Here is a 14,490-nt window from a genome sequence, read left to right as displayed (position 1 = left end):
CGGGCGCTCAACTCGCCGGCCCCACCGCCCCCTGTGCCGCAAAGCTGTGCGCGCTGGCCAGCGGCCAGTAGATCTTGAATACATTGCCGGGCAGGTCGCCGGCCAGCAGGCTGCCGGGCTTGATGAAGGGCAGCAGATTGGCCAGCAGCCGGACTTCGTGCTTGTTGATGCGGTGGACGATATGGGCGGCGCAGATCTCGCTGGGATGGTGCAGGCCGGCGGCTTGTACCAGTTCGCGCAGGGCTTCCAGGGTCAGTTGGTGGAAGCGGAACACCCGCTCGGCCTTGTCTGGCACGATCAGGGCCTGCTGGCGCTGTGGGTCCTGGGTCGTGACGCCGGTGGGGCAGTGGCCGGTGTGGCAGGTCTGGGCCTGGATGCAGCCCAAGGCGAACATGAAGCCGCGCGCCGAATTGCACCAGTCGGCGCCCAGCGCCATCATGCGCGCGATGTCGAAGGCGCTGATGACCTTGCCGGCGCAGCCTATCCTGATCTTGTCACGCAGATTCAGGCCGACCAGCGTGTTGTGCACCAGCAGCAGACCCTCCTGCAGCGGCGCGCCGACATGGTCGGTGAACTCCAGCGGCGCAGCGCCGGTGCCGCCCTCGGCACCGTCGACGACGATGAAGTCCGGCACGATGCCGCTCTCCAGCATGGCCTTGGCGATCGCGAACCACTCCCAGGGATGGCCGATGCAGAGCTTGAAACCGGTCGGCTTGCCGCCGCTGAGCTGGCGCAGCCGCTCGATGAAATGCAGCATCTCCAGCGGCGTGCCGAAGGCGCTGTGCGAGGCCGGCGAGATGCAGTCCTCGCCGATATTGACGCCACGCGCGGCGGCGATTTCGGCGGTCACCTTGGGGCCGGGCAGCACGCCGCCATGGCCGGGCTTGGCGCCCTGGCTGAGCTTGAGCTCGATCAGTTTGACCTGCGGGTCGCGGGCATTGAGCTCGAAGCGCTCGGCGTTGAAGCTGCCGTCCTCGTTGCGGCAGCCGAAGTAGCCGGAGCCGATTTCCCAGATCAGGTCGCCGCCGTGCTGGCGGTGGTGCACGCTGATCGAGCCCTCGCCGGTGTCGTGGGCGAAGCCGCCGCGTCGGGCGCCGGCGTTCAAGGCCAGGATGGCATTGGCGCTGAGCGCGCCGAAGCTCATCGCCGAGATATTGAAGACGCTGGCTTCGTAGGGCTGGGCGCGGTCGGCACCGATCAGCACGCGGAAGTCGTGGCTGGGCAGCTGGGTGGGTTGCAGCGAATGGTTGATCCATTCATAGCCCAGCGCGCCGACCTCGAGCTGGGTGCCGAAGGGGCGCTTGTCGGGCTCTCCCTTGGCGCGCTGATAGACCAGCGAGCGCTGCTGGCGCGAGAACGGCGCGGCCTCGTTGTCGGCCTCCAGAAAGTACTGGCGGATCTCGGGGCGGATGAACTCCAGCATGAAGCGCAGATGGCCGATCACCGGATAGTTGCGCAGCAGCGAGCGCTTGGTCTGGCGCACATCGGCCAGCCCCACCAGGCTCAGCGAGCCGAAGATCACGACGGCCAGTCCGTCGACGCCGTCCAGCACCCAGGCGATCGCGCTGATCAGCGTGGCGATGATGCACAGCAGCCAGGCGCTGTAGCGGATCGGGAAATGGTGATCGAGTCGGAGCAGCCAAGCGGGCATGGGGGAAGCCTTTGCAGTCGCCAATCCTGGCATGCTAAGCGCTGTCGTGCCGGCTGATCGCGCGAGCAGGGCGGCTTTGACCACCCTGCCTACAATCAATTCGACCGGGCCATGCCCGCAACCAGGGATCCCACCCCATGATGTCCATCCTCCGCCCGCTGGGCTGGTTCTTCTCCAAGCTCTGGTGGCTGCTCGACGCCAGCCGGCGGGCCTTGCTGAATCTGCTGTTGCTGGCCCTCGTGGTCGGCCTGATCGTCGCGCTCGCGACCCGCGGGCCGAAGCCGCTGGAGGACAAGACCACGCTGGTGCTGGACCTGAAGGGTCGGCTGGTCGAGCAGTATTCGGGCTCGGCGCGCGACCAGGCGATGGCCCAGTTGCAGGGCCAGTCGCCGCAGGCCCAGACCCGGCTGCGCGATGTGTTGCAGGTGCTGGAGGCGGCGGCCACCGATCCGAAGATCTCGACGGTGCTGCTGGCGCTGGACGACTTTGGCGGCGGCGGCCAGGCCGGGCTGCGCGAGGTGGCGGCGGCGCTGGAGCGTTTCAAGAAGGACAGCAAGAAGCCGGTGCTGGCCTATGCCGGTGGCTACGACCAGCGCAGCTACTTTCTCGCGGCGCGTGCCGACGAGGTCTATATGCACCCGATGGGCATGGCGATGATGGAGGGCTTCGGCCGCTATCGCAACTACTACAAGGACGCGCTGGAGCGCGTCGGCATCGAGCCCAATGTGATACGGGTCGGCACCTACAAGAACTTCGGCGAGCCTTACTTTGCCAACGCGCCGTCGCCGGCGACCTTGGAGTCCGACGCCTATCTGTACGGCGATCTGTGGGCCCGCTACACCACCTCCGTCGAGACGGCCCGCAAGCTCGACAAGGGGGCGGTGGCGCTGGGCATCGAGGAGCTGCCGCAGCGCCTGCAGGCGGTCAAGGGTGATACGGCCCAGCTGGCGCTCAAGGAGCGCCTGGTCGACGGCCTGAAGACCCGCGACGAGATCCGCGCGATGCTGATCGAGCGCGGCGCGCCCGACGAGAAGGCCAAAAGCTTCCGCCAGATCTCGCTGGCCGCCTATCAGGCCATGCTGAAGCCCAGGACCGAGGGCGCGGTGATCGGTGTCGTCGTGGCCGAGGGCGAGATCGTCGACGGCGAGGCCGGCCCCGGCAAGGTCGGCGGCGACTCGACCGCCCAGCTGATCCGCCAGGCGCGCGAGAACGAGGACATCAAGGCCCTGGTGCTGCGCGTCAACTCGCCCGGCGGCAGCGCGGTGGCTTCCGAGATCGTGCGTCGCGAGCTCGAGCTGACGCGCAAGGCCGGCAAGCCGGTGGTGGTGTCGATGGGTGATGTGGCGGCCTCGGGCGGCTACTGGATCTCGATGGCGGCCGACCGCGTGATCGCCGACGCCAGCACCGTGACCGGCTCGATCGGCGTGTTCGGCATGCTGCCGACGGCCGACAAGCTGCTGGACAAGCTGTCCATCCACACCGGCGGCCACACGACGACCTGGCTGGCCGGCGGCGGCTATGACCCGCGCCGCCCGCTCGACCCGCGCATGCGCACCGCGGTGCAATCGGCCATCCAGCACATCTACGACGACTTCACCGGCAAGGCCGCCGCCGCGCGCAAGAAGCCGGTGGCCGAGATCGACGCGGTGGCCCAGGGCCGGGTCTGGACCGGCGCCCAGGCGCTGGAGCGTGGCCTGATCGACCAGCTCGGCAGCTATGGCGACGCCGTCAAGGCCGCCGCCGCGCTGGCCAAGCTGGAGGGCGAGCCACGGCTGAGCTATGTGGAGCGCGAGCGCGGCCGCATCGAGCGGCTGCTGGATGGGCTGGGTGAGGTCGTCGGCGAACAGGTGGCCGGCGCCGTGCGCGCCCAGCTGGGCGGGCTGGCGCTGCCGGCCCAGGCGGCGGTGGGCGAATTGGCCTGGCTGGCGACGCTGGGCACGCAGGGCCGGCCGTTCGCGGCCGTCGTCCATTGCCTGTGCACGGTGCCCTGAGATCGATAGGATTCAAGCGCAGCTGCCGATCGGCCGATAAACAACGACCGGCCGGTACAGCGCCGGGGCAGCGACGGCATCGTTCGGAGGAGCAGACATGATGGATCTGACGGTCTGGATGCGGAGCTTCACGATCCGCACGCGCATGCTGGGGGCCATCGCGATGGTGCTCGGCATGTTTGCCCTGGTGGGGCTCACCGGCTTGCTGGGCGGACAGCGGCTCAAGTCGCTGAACGCCGACTTCATGGAGCATGCGGTCCAGGAATTGACCCAGCTCTCCCAGATCCGCAGCGCGCTGGCCGATGTGCGCCTGCTGGAAAAGGAGATGGTGATCAATTACGAGGACGGCGTCGCGGTGCTGAAGGCGCGCGAGAGCTGGGAGGCGGCGATCAAGCGCACCAGTGCCGGCCTGGCCGCGCTGCAGCAGGGCGAAGACGATGCGGACAACGCGCTGGCGCGCGAGGCGAGCGCGCTGATGGCCGAGTACAACAAGGCCTCGCAGCCGGTTCTGGCCCAGATCCAGGACGGCGGCTTCGACACCGCCAAGGTGGCCGACCGCATGATGGGCCGCGCCAAGACGCATATGAGCGGCGTCGAGGAGCGGGTCAGCAAGATCGCCGCCATCATCGAGCAGGAGGCGCAGGACACCCAGGTCGAGTTCAACGCGGCGATGCTGAAGATCAGCTATGTGTTCCTGGGCGTGCTGGCGGTCGTGGTGCTGCTGGTGGTGCCGCTGACCCTGCTGAACTCGCGCACCATCACCAGCCCGATCAGCTATGCCCGCACGGTGGCGCAGGCGATCGCGGCGGGCGATCTGTACCGGCAGATCCGGGTCGAGGGCCGCGACGAGGCGGCCGAACTGCTCGGCTCGCTCAACAGCATGCAGGACTCGCTGCGCCGCCTGGTGGGCCAGGTGCGCGAGTCCACCCAGCACATCGAGAGCGCCAGCGTCGAGGTGGCGGCCGGCAACCAGGACCTCAGCGAGCGCACCGAGCAGGCGGCCTCGAATCTGCAGAGCACCGCCAGCTCGATGGAGCAGCTGACCGGCGGCGTGCGCCAGAGCGCCGATGCGGCGATGACGGCCAAGCAGCTCGCGACCTCGGCCGCCGAGGTCGCGCAACGCGGCGGCACGGTGGTGTCCGAGGTGGTCTCGACGATGGACCGCATCAACCAGAGCTCGCGCCGCATAGGCGACATCATCGGCGTGATCGACGGCATCGCCTTCCAGACCAATATCCTGGCGCTGAATGCGGCGGTCGAGGCGGCACGCGCCGGCGAGCAGGGCCGCGGCTTCGCGGTGGTGGCCGGCGAGGTGCGCAGCCTGGCCCAGCGCAGTGCCGAGGCGGCCCGCGAGATCAAGCAGCTGATCGGCGCCAGCGTCGACCAGGTCGATGCCGGCTCGCAGCTGGTGCAGGACGCCGGCAAGACCATGGGCGAGATCGTTGCGTCGGTGCAGCGGGTCAGCGACATCATCGGCGAGATCGCAGCCGGCACCTCGGACCAGAGCCAGCGCATCGGCCAGGTCAACCAGGCCGTCAACCAGCTCGATCAGATGACGCAACAGAACGCCGCGCTGGTCGAGCAGTCGGCCGCCGCCGCCGAGAGCCTGCGCGAGCAGTCGCAGCGCCTGGGCGCGGCGGTATCGCAGTTTCATCTCGACGCCACTTGAGCCGCCCGGCGCATTATTTATACTTCGCAGCGATAGCGCCGATTTGTTCCGGATTGCGGGCGCTTTACAAATGCAGCTAAACAGGGCGCTCCAGACCACCGGCGTCCGTCACAGCTAGCGGCGCCGGTTTTGTTTTTTGGAGAGTTCTGATGGGAAGTGTCGGTCTGGTCGAGGCGCAGCGGCTGTCGTTTGCCCAGCCGCTGCCGCTGCGCAGCGGCGCCGAGTTGCGCGACTATGAACTGGTCTACGAGACCTATGGGCGGCTCAATGCCGACAAGAGCAATGCGGTGCTGGTCTGCCATGCGCTGAACGCCAGCCACCATGTGGCCGGCAGCTATGCCGGCCAGGACAAGAGCGAGGGCTGGTGGGACAACCTGATCGGCCCGGGCAAGCCGCTGGACACCGAGCGCTTCTTCGTCATCGGCATCAACAACCTCGGCTCCTGCTTCGGCTCGACCGGGCCCATGCATGTCAACCCGGCCACCGGCCGCGTCTACGGCGCCGACTTCCCGGTCGTCACCGTACAGGACTGGGTCGATGCCCAGGCCCGCGTGCTGGACACGCTGGGCATCACGCAGCTGGCCGCCGTGCTGGGCGGATCGCTCGGCGGCATGCAGGCGCTGGACTGGTCGCTGCGCTACCCGGAGCGCCTGCGCCACTGCATCGCGATCGCCACCGCGCCCAGCCTGTCGGCACAGAACATCGCCTTCAACGAGGTGGCGCGCCGCGCCATCATCACCGACCCCGATTTCCACGCCGGGCATTTCTACCAGCATGGCGTCCTGCCCAAGCGCGGCCTGCGGGTGGCGCGCATGATCGGCCACATCACCTATCTGAGCGACGATGTGATGGAGCAGAAATTCGGCCGCCAGATGCGGGCCGCCGAGCTGGGCTATTCGACCCAGGACATCGAGTTCCAGATCGAGAGCTATCTGCGCTACCAGGGCGACAAGTTCAGCGAGTATTTCGACGCCAACACCTACTTGCTGATCACCCGTGCGCTCGACTACTTTGACCCGGCGCGCGAGCACGGCGGCGATCTGAGCCGCACCTTTGCCAGTGCGCGCTGCAAATACCTGCTGGCCAGCTTCACGACCGACTGGCGCTTCGCGCCGGCCCGCTCGCGGGAGATCGTCAAGGCGCTGCTGGACAACAAGCTCGATGTGTCCTATGCCGAGATCGATGCGCCGCATGGGCATGATGCCTTTCTGCTGGAGGACCCGCGCTATCACGGGGTGCTGAAAGCCTATTTCCAGCGCATCGCGGGAGAGCTGCAATGAGCGCGCAAGGGGTGATGGAACAGATTGCGGCCCTGGTGCCCGAGGGCTCGCGGGTGCTGGACCTGGGCTGCGGCACCGGCGAGCTGCTGGCGCATCTGCAGAAGACGCGCGGCTGCACCGGCTATGGCGTCGAGCTCGATGACGCCAATCTGCTGGAATGCGTCAAGCGCGGTGTCAACGCGATCCAGCTGAATCTGGAAGAGGGCCTGTCGATCTTCGAGGACCAGAGCTTCGATGTGGTGCTGCAGCTGGAGACCCTGCAGCATCTGCGCAATACCGAGCTGATGCTGCGCGAGACCGCGCGGGTGGGTCGCATCGGCATCGTCAGCTTCCCGAACTTCGCGCATTGGCCGAACCGGCTGCAGGTGCTGTTCGGCCGTATGCCGGTGACCAAGGTGCTGCCCTACGAGTGGTACGACACGCCCAATATCCGCGTCGGCACCTATGCGGACTTCGAGGTGCTGGCACGCAAGAACCGCCTGCGCATCCTCGACAGCTTCGGCATCCAGCAGGGCCGCGCGGTGCGCAGCCGGCCGAATCTGCTGGCCAGCATGGCGGTGTTCAAGTTCGATCGCGGCTAGCAGATACTGGGGGCTCCTGATAAGGAGACTTCGATGGGCGGCGCCGTGCGCTTGGCTGCATCTCTGCTCTTGTTGCTGCTGCCACCGCAGTCTGCCGAGGCCGGTTGCACGCGCGCGATCCGCGCACCGATGGCCGCGTCGGGGCGCTTGGTGATCGTGGAGAACGGGCAGGTCGATGGGGTCTGGCCCGATCTGTTGCGCCAGGTCGGCGAGGCCGTCGGCTGTCGCTTCGAAATGACGCCGATGCCGCGAGCGCGGCTGGAACTGGAGTTCCTGAAAGGCCAGCAGCTCGACCTGCTGATCTCGGCCACCCGCACCGAGGAGCGCGACCTGCGCGGCCTGTTCGTGCCGCTATTGCATCAGCCGATGGTGCTGCTGACGCGCAGCACCGACGCCGGCCGCGTCGGCAACCTGGCCGCGCTGCGCAAGAGCAGTTGGCGCATGGCCGTGCCTCGCGGCTTCCCCTTCAGTGCCGAGTACCGCGCCCTGGTCGCTGAGCTGGAGGCCGAGCGCCGCATCGATACGGTCAATGACATCGATGCAGTCGGACGCATGCTGCGTGCCGGGCGCGTGGACTTCGCACTGCTGTCGCCACCGCAGGCCCAGGCCGCGGCCACGGATGGGCTGGTGTTCCAGCGCTTTGACGGGCTGCCGCTGATGGAGGTCGGGCTCTACCTCTCGCGCCTGAATCTGGCGCCTGCCGATCTGAGTCTGCTACGCGACGCGTTGTCGCGCTCGGCTCGCGAGGGCCAGGTGCGTCGCGCCTTCCTGCGCTACTACCCACCCGAGGTGGCGGATCTGAACCAGCCCTGAGCCACCTCCTCAATCCTCGAAGCGCCCCAGCCTCACCATCGTGTTGCCCGGCTTGCCGTGCTTTTGCGTCGGCATCACCAGCACGGTGTTGTCGTAGGCGGTCTTGAAGACCGTGTCGCCGTCCCGCGCGAAGGCGGTGCCGGCTTTCGGGATCACGTCGAGCCCGCGCACCGGGAACAGGAAATGGAAGTCGCCGCTCAGTGCGGTGATCGCTTCGTTGACGCGTATCAGGTGCTGGCGCTCGGGCAGCGGCAGGCGCAGACGCGGCTCGGCCCAGGCGGCGTCGACGATGCCGGTCAGGCGCAGGAAGCGCACGACGCTGTCGATGGCCACCGCCGCCGAGGCGGCTTCCCAGTGCTGGCCGCATTCGATCAGCAGGGCATTCTTCGCACTGGCCGGGTCGCCGAAGCCGCCGCGGTCGCGCATGCGCAGGCCCGAGGGATGGCCGGTGTCGATCAGCAGATCGCCGGGCATGCCCAGCTGGCGCGCAAAGGCGGCACCCTTGTCGAGCAGGCCGCAGACCATCAGCGGGCGGCAGGCATCCTGCATCGAATGGATGTCCAGCAGCAGATCGGCGGCGTCGACAAAGGGCCGCAGCGCGCGCGCTCGGCGCAGCTCCAGCGAGTCGCGCGGGCCGTCCAGCGTGGCGTCGGCCCATACGCGGTTCAGGTCTTCGTCGACGCAGCGCGAGGCATTCGGATCGGCCGGGTCGAAACGCCGGTAGGCCTCGACATTGGCAAAGCTGAGGATCAGCTTGCCGGCTCGTAGGGCCAGGTCTTGCTGGAACAGCCAATCCAGCGCGATCGCACCACACAGCTCGTTGCCATGGGTCAGGGCCTGGATCATCACGGTGGGCCCGGCGTGGCCGGAGTCCAGCACATGGACATAGTCCACGCCGCTATTGCCGTGCCGGTAGCGGCTGATATCCGGTGGGGTCAGTTCGATCAGGGGCTGCATGGTGGGGCTGGGCAGATGAGGTGTGGCCATCATGCCCCGGCTCAGAGCCCGGCGACCGGATTCAAGGGCTCGAAGTCCGCCGGCCGCTTGCTCTTCCAGGCCGAGATGGCCTGGCCCATCTCGGCGGTGTCGAAGACGGCGCTTTGCAGCAGGCTCATCTGGGCCAGTGCGGCGGCCGTGCTGTGGTCGCGGGCATGGTTCAAAGCCAGCTTGCTGGTGGCCACGGCCAGCGGCGATTTGTCGGCGATGCTGCGGGCCAGGCCCATCACATGGGCCAGCAGCGCATCGGCGTCCGGCAGCACGGCGTTGACCAGACCGCAGGCCAGCGCGCGCTCGGCACCGAGGCGCTCGCCGGTATAGGCCAGCTCGCGGGCCAGACCGGCCGGCATCAGATGTTGCAGGCGCTGCAGCACGCCCAGGTCGGCGGCCATGCCGATATTGATCTCCTGCACGCAGAAGAAGGCGTCGGCCGTGCAGTAGCGCATATCGCAGACGGCGGCCAGGTCCAGCGCGCCGCCGATGCAGCCGCCCTGGATTGCGCCCAGCACCGGGAAGCGCGCCTCGTCCAGCGCGGTGAAGCAGTCCATCAAGCGGCGCAGCGAGTCCTGAAAGCTCAGCCGGCTGCGCGCGCTGCGCGTGTCCAGCATGGCGTCGTCGGTGGCAAAGGTGTCCAGCGCCATGCCGGCGCTGAAATGCTTGCCGGTCGATGAGATCACCAGCGCGCGGGTCCGGCCGGCGTCGTGCAGGCCGCGTACCGCATCGCGCAGCGCCGGGAAGAAGGGCGGGCTCATGGTGTTCATGCGCTCGGGCCGGTTCAGGCTGAGATGGCTGATGCCCTGGGCATCGGTGGCGAGGCTGAAGAATTCGTTCATCGCGGCTCCTGTGGTGGCGAGTAGCTTAATCAAGGGACAGACCCTGTCTATCCGATGGGCGACAGCCGATATGGCCCCATGGCTTGCGTACTTTCACCGACCGGGGAAGCCCTGGGGCGGGCGCTCCGGAGCGCTCCCTACACTGCTCGCATGCGAACGCTTCGAACCGATGACGGCCTGCCCTTGCACTGGCGGCAATGGGGGCTGCCCGGGCCGCAGCCCGCGCGCGGCACGGTGCTGATCGTCCATGGGCTGGGCGAGCATATCGGTCGTTACGAGCATGTGGCGGCACGGCTGAACAGCTGGGGCTGGCAGGTGGTGGGCCATGACCAGCGCGGCCACGGCGCCTCGGGCGGGGCGCGCGGCGATGTCGCCGGGCCCGAGCGGCTGCTGCAAGACCTGGCCCTGGTGATCGACGAGCTGCGAGCCGACGCAGCCTTGAACAAGGGCCCGCTGCTGCTGCTGGGCCACAGCATGGGTGGCCTGGTGGCGGCGCGCTTCGTGGCCGGCGGCCTGTGCGCCAGCAGCGGCGGCGTGCTGCCGGCCTGGTTCCGGCCGGTTGACGGCCTGGTGCTCAGCTCGCCGGCGCTGGATGCCGGCATGTCGGGCATCCAGAAGGTCTTGCTGACGGTGGCGCTGCCGCTGCTGCCGCATCTGGCGGTCGGCAACGGGCTCAAGCCGGCCTGGATCTCGCGCGATGCGGCCGTGGTCGCGGCCTACGAGAACGACCCGTTGGTCCATGACCGCATCACGCCGGCCCTGGCCAGCATGATTGCCGAGGGCGGCGCCGAGGTGCTGGATCGGGCGGGGCAGTGGCTGCTGCCGACCCTGTTGATGTGGGCCGGCAGCGATCACTGTGTCGACCCGGCCGGCAGCGAGGCCTTTGCCGCCGAGGCGCCGGCGACGGTGGTGCAGTCGCAGTGCTTCGAGCGCCTGTTCCATGAGCTCTTCAACGAGCCGGAGCGCGAACAGGTGTTTGCCCGCCTGCAGGCCTGGCTGGACGACAAGTTTTAAGATCGGGGCCTCACCAGCCACAAGCCGGACCCCCATCATGAATGCTCGCGACCCGTCATTGCCCCTGCAACCCGATGAAGCCACCGCGCTGGGCGACTATGCCGCCCGCGTCTGGGACGAGGAAATCGTCCCGGCGCTGACCGACTACATCGCGATCCCGGCCAAGAGCCCGATGTTCGATGCCGACTGGGCGGCGAACGGCCATATCGAGAAGGTGATACGCGACGCCGCGAGCTGGGTCGAGGGCAAGAAGGTCGCCGGGCTGAAGCTGGAGGTCATCCGCATCGAGGGCCGCACGCCCATCATCTTCTTCGAGGTGCCGGCCACCAAGGCCGGCAGCGATGACACCATCGTCGTCTACGGCCATCTGGACAAGCAGCCCGAGTTCAATGGCTGGCGCAACGATCTGGGCCCGTGGACGCCCAAGTACGAGGACGGCAAGCTCTACGGCCGCGGTGGCGCCGATGACGGTTACGCGGTCTATGCCTCGCTGACCGCCATCATGGCGCTGGACCGCCAGGGCATTCCGCGGCCGCGCTGCGTCGGCATCATCGAGACCTGCGAGGAAAGCGGCTCCTACGATCTGCCTGCCTATATCGACGCGCTGAAGGACCGCTTGGGCAATGTCAGCCTGGTGGTCTGCCTGGACTCGGGCGCTGGCAACTACGATCAGCTGTGGCTGACCACATCGTTGCGCGGCATGGTCAGCGGCGTGCTGAAGGTCGAGGTGCTGACCGAAGGCATCCACTCGGGCGACGCCAGCGGCCTGGTGCCGTCGAGCTTCCGCATCCTGCGCCAGGTGCTGGACCGGCTGGAGGACAGCAAGACCGGCCGCCTGCTGCCCGAAAGCTTCCATTGCGACATTCCCGGCAACCGGATCGCGCAGGCCCAGGCCACCGCCGCCATCCTGAAGGACGAGGTCTGGAAGCGCTACCCCTGGGCCTGCGGCGCCGACGGCGGCGCGGTGCTGCCGGTGACGCAGGATCCGGTCGAGGTGCTGCTGAACCGCACCTGGCGGCCGACCTTGTCGGTGGTGGGCGTCGATGGCTTTCCCGAGCTGAAGAACGCCGGCAATGTGCTGCGTCCCTACACCGCCTTCAAGCTCTCGCTGCGCCTGCCGCCGCTGGTGGACGGCAACGAGGCGGCGCTGCGCCTGAAGGCCCTGCTGGAGGACAACGCGCCCTACAACGCCAAGGTCACTTTTGTGCCCGATGGCCGCGCCGGCGCCTACGGCGCCACCGGCTGGAACACGCCGGACCTGTCACCCTGGCTGGATGCCGCGCTCAACCAGGCCAGCTTGGCCCAGTTCGGCACCCCGGTCGGCTACATCGGCCAGGGCGGCACGATCCCGCTGATGAGCATGCTGCAGAAGGGCTTTCCGAAGGCGCAGATGATGGTCTGCGGCGTCTTGGGCCCGAAGAGCAATGCCCATGGCCCCAACGAATTCCTGCATGTGCCTTATGGCAAGCGGCTGACGGCGGCGGTAGCCCAGGTGATGGCCGCCCATCCTTGAGCACGCGTCAATCGTTCAGGGGCAGGCCGACATAGTTCTCGGCCAACACCGTCTGGGCGGCGCGCGAGCTCATCAGATAGTCGAGATCGGCCTGCTGGATGCGCTGGTCGAAGCCGTTGTGGTCCGGGAAGTTGTGCAGCAGCTGGGTCAGGCTCCAGGAGAAACGCTCGGCGCGCCAGACGCGCCGCAGCGCCTGTTCCGAATAGCGCGCCAGCCCGGCGTCGCTGCGGTCGCGGTAGTACTCGGTCAGCGCGCGCGCCAGATAGCGCACATCGGAAGCGGCCAGGTTCAATCCCTTGGCCCCGGTCGGCGGCACCAGATGGCCGGCGTCGCCGGCCAGGAACAGGCGGCCGAAGCGCAGCGGCTCCGTCACATAGCTGCGCAGCGGCGCGATGCTTTTCTCCAGGGAGGGGGCCGGCTCCAGCGCGGCGGCGGTGACCGGGTCGAGCCGGCTTTTCAGCTCGCTCCAGAAGCGCGCATCGCTCCATGCCTCGAGCCGGTCGCTGAGGCTGCACTGGATGTAGCAGCGCACCCGCGTTCTGCTGCGCATGCTGCACAGCGCGAAGCCGCGCTCATGCTGGGCGTAGACCAGCTCGTCGGCGGGTGGCGTGGTGTCGGCCAGCACGCCCAGCCAGCCGAAGGGGTAGCCACGCTCGTAGCAGTGGTAGGCGCTGGCCGGCAGGCCGGCGCGCGAGACGCCGTGAAAGCCGTCGCAGCCGGCGATGTAGTCGCAGGCCAGCTCGTGGTCCTGGCCCAGATGCTGGTAGCGCACGACCGCCCGGGGCTCGCCCAGGCCATGCAGGCTGACATGCCGGGCCTCGTAATGCGTGGTCAGGCCGGCGGCCTTGCGGGCGTCCATCAGGTCGCGGCACAGCTCGTTCTGGCCGTAGACCAGCACCGACTGGCCGGTCAGCCCCTGCAGATCGATACGCTGGCGCTGGCCGCCGAAGCTCAGCTGTATGCCCTGGTGGACCAGGCCCTGGGCATGCATGCGCTGGCCGACCCCGGCCTCGTCCAGCAGCTCGACGCTGCCGCGCTCCAGAATGCCGGCGCGCACACGGGCCAGCACCTGTTCACCGCTGTGCAGCTCGAGAATCGTGTTGGCGATGCCGGCCTTGTGCAGCAAGGCGCCGAGCAAAAGACCGGCCGGGCCGGCGCCTATGATGGCAACCTGGGTGCGCTGCATTGTTGTCCCTCCCTGTGTGGATGACAGGCCGGGCAACGGCCTGTCCAGGGACGGAGCTTGCCACCGCTTGACGGCGGCGGGTCCCGTTAACTCTTACAGCAGCATGCGCAGATGCGCCTGGGCCTGCAGCAGCGGCGGCAGGCAGTGCTCGACCAACTGGTCCATGCTCATGCGCGAGGCGTGCACGCTGATATTCATCGCCGCCACCACATCGCCGCGGTAATTCTTCAGCGGCACCGCCACGGTGCGCAGGCCCAGCTCCAGCTCCTGGTCGATGCAGGCATAGCCCAGCGAGCGGGCGCGGGCGATCTCGATGCGCAGGCGCTCGGGATGGACGATGGTGTGGGGTGTCAGCGCGGCGAGCTCCTGGCGGGCGATCCAGGCGTCGACCTCGGCCTGGGGCATGGCCGACAGCAGCACCCGGCCATTGCCCGAGCAGTGCGCCGGCACCCGGGTGCCGGGCTGGAGCGTGGGCGAGACGACCCGGCCGGCGCTGGTGGCGGCGATGCAGATCACATCATTGCCGTCCAGCACGCCGGCCGAGCTGGCTTCCTTCAGCGCATAGGCCAGCTTGTGCAGCTCGGGCTCGACGATGCGCGGCAGGCGTGCCGAGTGCATATAGCTCTGGCCCAGGCGCAGCACCTTGGGCGTCAGCGCGAACATCTTGCGGTCCTGGGAGACAAAGCCCAGATGGGTCAGCGTCAGCAGATAGCGGCGGGCGGCGGCGCGGGTCAGGCCGGTGCGGGCCGCCACTTCCGAGATGGTCAGGCGGGGACGCTCCTGGTCGAAGGCTTCGATCACGGCCAGGCCTTTTTCCAGGCCGGCCACCAGATCGCGCTTGAGCGGGCCGCTCTCGGCGGGGCTGGCGGGAGCTGGGGCAGGGACCGCGAGGGCGGCCAAATCATCGAGTGCGCGGGCAGCAGACATGGTGGCGTGTTTTGTGCGAATGGCGCCCAAATCGGC

The 14,490-nt window shown here is 68.2% G+C and carries 12 protein-coding genes and 1 riboswitch; of the genes, 7 read left to right on the top strand and 5 right to left on the bottom strand.

The features are described 5' to 3' along the window. Positions 1–7: 7 nt before the first annotated feature. Positions 8–1,651 carry an FMN-binding glutamate synthase family protein gene (locus O5M90_RS13155; protein WP_269839106.1) on the bottom strand — a complete coding sequence of 548 codons (1,644 nt, stop codon included), beginning with the start codon at positions 1,649–1,651 and terminating at the stop codon, positions 8–10. 137 nt (positions 1,652–1,788) lie between these two features. Here O5M90_RS13155 and sppA point away from each other — a divergent pair, with 137 nt between their 5' ends. From sppA to O5M90_RS13130, 5 genes are all read left to right on the top strand, one after another. After that, positions 1,789–3,642 carry a signal peptide peptidase SppA gene (gene sppA / locus O5M90_RS13150; RefSeq protein WP_269839105.1) on the top strand — a complete coding sequence of 618 codons (1,854 nt, stop codon included), beginning with the start codon at positions 1,789–1,791 and terminating at the stop codon, positions 3,640–3,642. 97 nt (positions 3,643–3,739) lie between these two features. After that, the gene (locus O5M90_RS13145; RefSeq protein ID WP_137944169.1) at positions 3,740–5,311 is read left to right on the top strand and encodes a methyl-accepting chemotaxis protein; all 1,572 of its coding nucleotides are present in this window, start codon (positions 3,740–3,742) and stop codon (positions 5,309–5,311) included. A 25-nt stretch (positions 5,312–5,336) separates the two neighbouring features. Beyond that, positions 5,337–5,412, top strand: a riboswitch (SAM riboswitch). 48 nt (positions 5,413–5,460) lie between these two features. After that, on the top strand, positions 5,461–6,591 hold the full coding sequence (metX, locus tag O5M90_RS13140) for a homoserine O-succinyltransferase MetX (protein ID WP_269839104.1): 1,131 nt from the start codon (positions 5,461–5,463) through the stop codon (positions 6,589–6,591). Continuing rightward, on the top strand, positions 6,588–7,172 hold the full coding sequence (gene metW / locus O5M90_RS13135) for a methionine biosynthesis protein MetW (protein WP_137944167.1): 585 nt from the start codon (positions 6,588–6,590) through the stop codon (positions 7,170–7,172). The genes metX and metW overlap by 4 nt, the downstream gene beginning before the upstream one ends. Positions 7,173–7,205: 33 nt before the next feature. Beyond that, on the top strand, positions 7,206–7,985 hold the full coding sequence (locus O5M90_RS13130; protein ID WP_269839103.1) for a substrate-binding periplasmic protein: 780 nt from the start codon (positions 7,206–7,208) through the stop codon (positions 7,983–7,985). A 9-nt stretch (positions 7,986–7,994) separates the two neighbouring features. Here the strand turns inward: O5M90_RS13130 and O5M90_RS13125 are convergent, their stop codons facing one another. Beyond that, on the bottom strand, positions 7,995–8,975 hold the full coding sequence (locus O5M90_RS13125; RefSeq protein WP_269839102.1) for a succinylglutamate desuccinylase/aspartoacylase domain-containing protein: 981 nt from the start codon (positions 8,973–8,975) through the stop codon (positions 7,995–7,997). 8 nt (positions 8,976–8,983) lie between these two features. Next, positions 8,984–9,814 (bottom strand): enoyl-CoA hydratase-related protein, encoded by an 831-nt coding sequence (locus O5M90_RS13120; RefSeq protein WP_269839101.1) that lies wholly within the window; start codon positions 9,812–9,814, stop codon positions 8,984–8,986. 150 nt (positions 9,815–9,964) lie between these two features. On the opposite strand from O5M90_RS13120, the gene O5M90_RS13115 reads away from it, so the two are divergent. Both O5M90_RS13115 and O5M90_RS13110 read left to right on the top strand, forming a co-directional pair. Continuing rightward, positions 9,965–10,828 (top strand): alpha/beta hydrolase, encoded by an 864-nt coding sequence (locus O5M90_RS13115; protein ID WP_269839100.1) that lies wholly within the window; start codon positions 9,965–9,967, stop codon positions 10,826–10,828. Between the two features lie 37 nt (positions 10,829–10,865). Next, complete coding sequence (locus O5M90_RS13110; RefSeq protein WP_269839099.1) at positions 10,866–12,341, top strand: M20 family metallopeptidase; 1,476 nt, start codon at positions 10,866–10,868, stop codon at positions 12,339–12,341. 7 nt (positions 12,342–12,348) lie between these two features. Here O5M90_RS13110 and pobA read toward each other — a convergent pair whose 3' ends face one another. Further along, positions 12,349–13,527, bottom strand: coding sequence for a 4-hydroxybenzoate 3-monooxygenase (gene pobA / locus O5M90_RS13105; protein ID WP_269839098.1), 1,179 nt, complete (start codon positions 13,525–13,527; stop codon positions 12,349–12,351). Between the two features lie 93 nt (positions 13,528–13,620). Continuing rightward, positions 13,621–14,454: an IclR family transcriptional regulator domain-containing protein gene (locus O5M90_RS13100; RefSeq protein WP_137944159.1), complete on the bottom strand. Its 834-nt coding sequence runs from the start codon at positions 14,452–14,454 to the stop codon at positions 13,621–13,623. Between the last annotated feature and the right edge of the window lie 36 nt (positions 14,455–14,490).

The organism is Paucibacter sp. M5-1 (genome assembly GCF_027498415.2).
Taxonomy (GTDB): Bacteria; Pseudomonadota; Gammaproteobacteria; order Burkholderiales; family Burkholderiaceae_C; genus Roseateles_E.
This window is presented reverse-complemented; position numbering and strand designations above follow the sequence as displayed.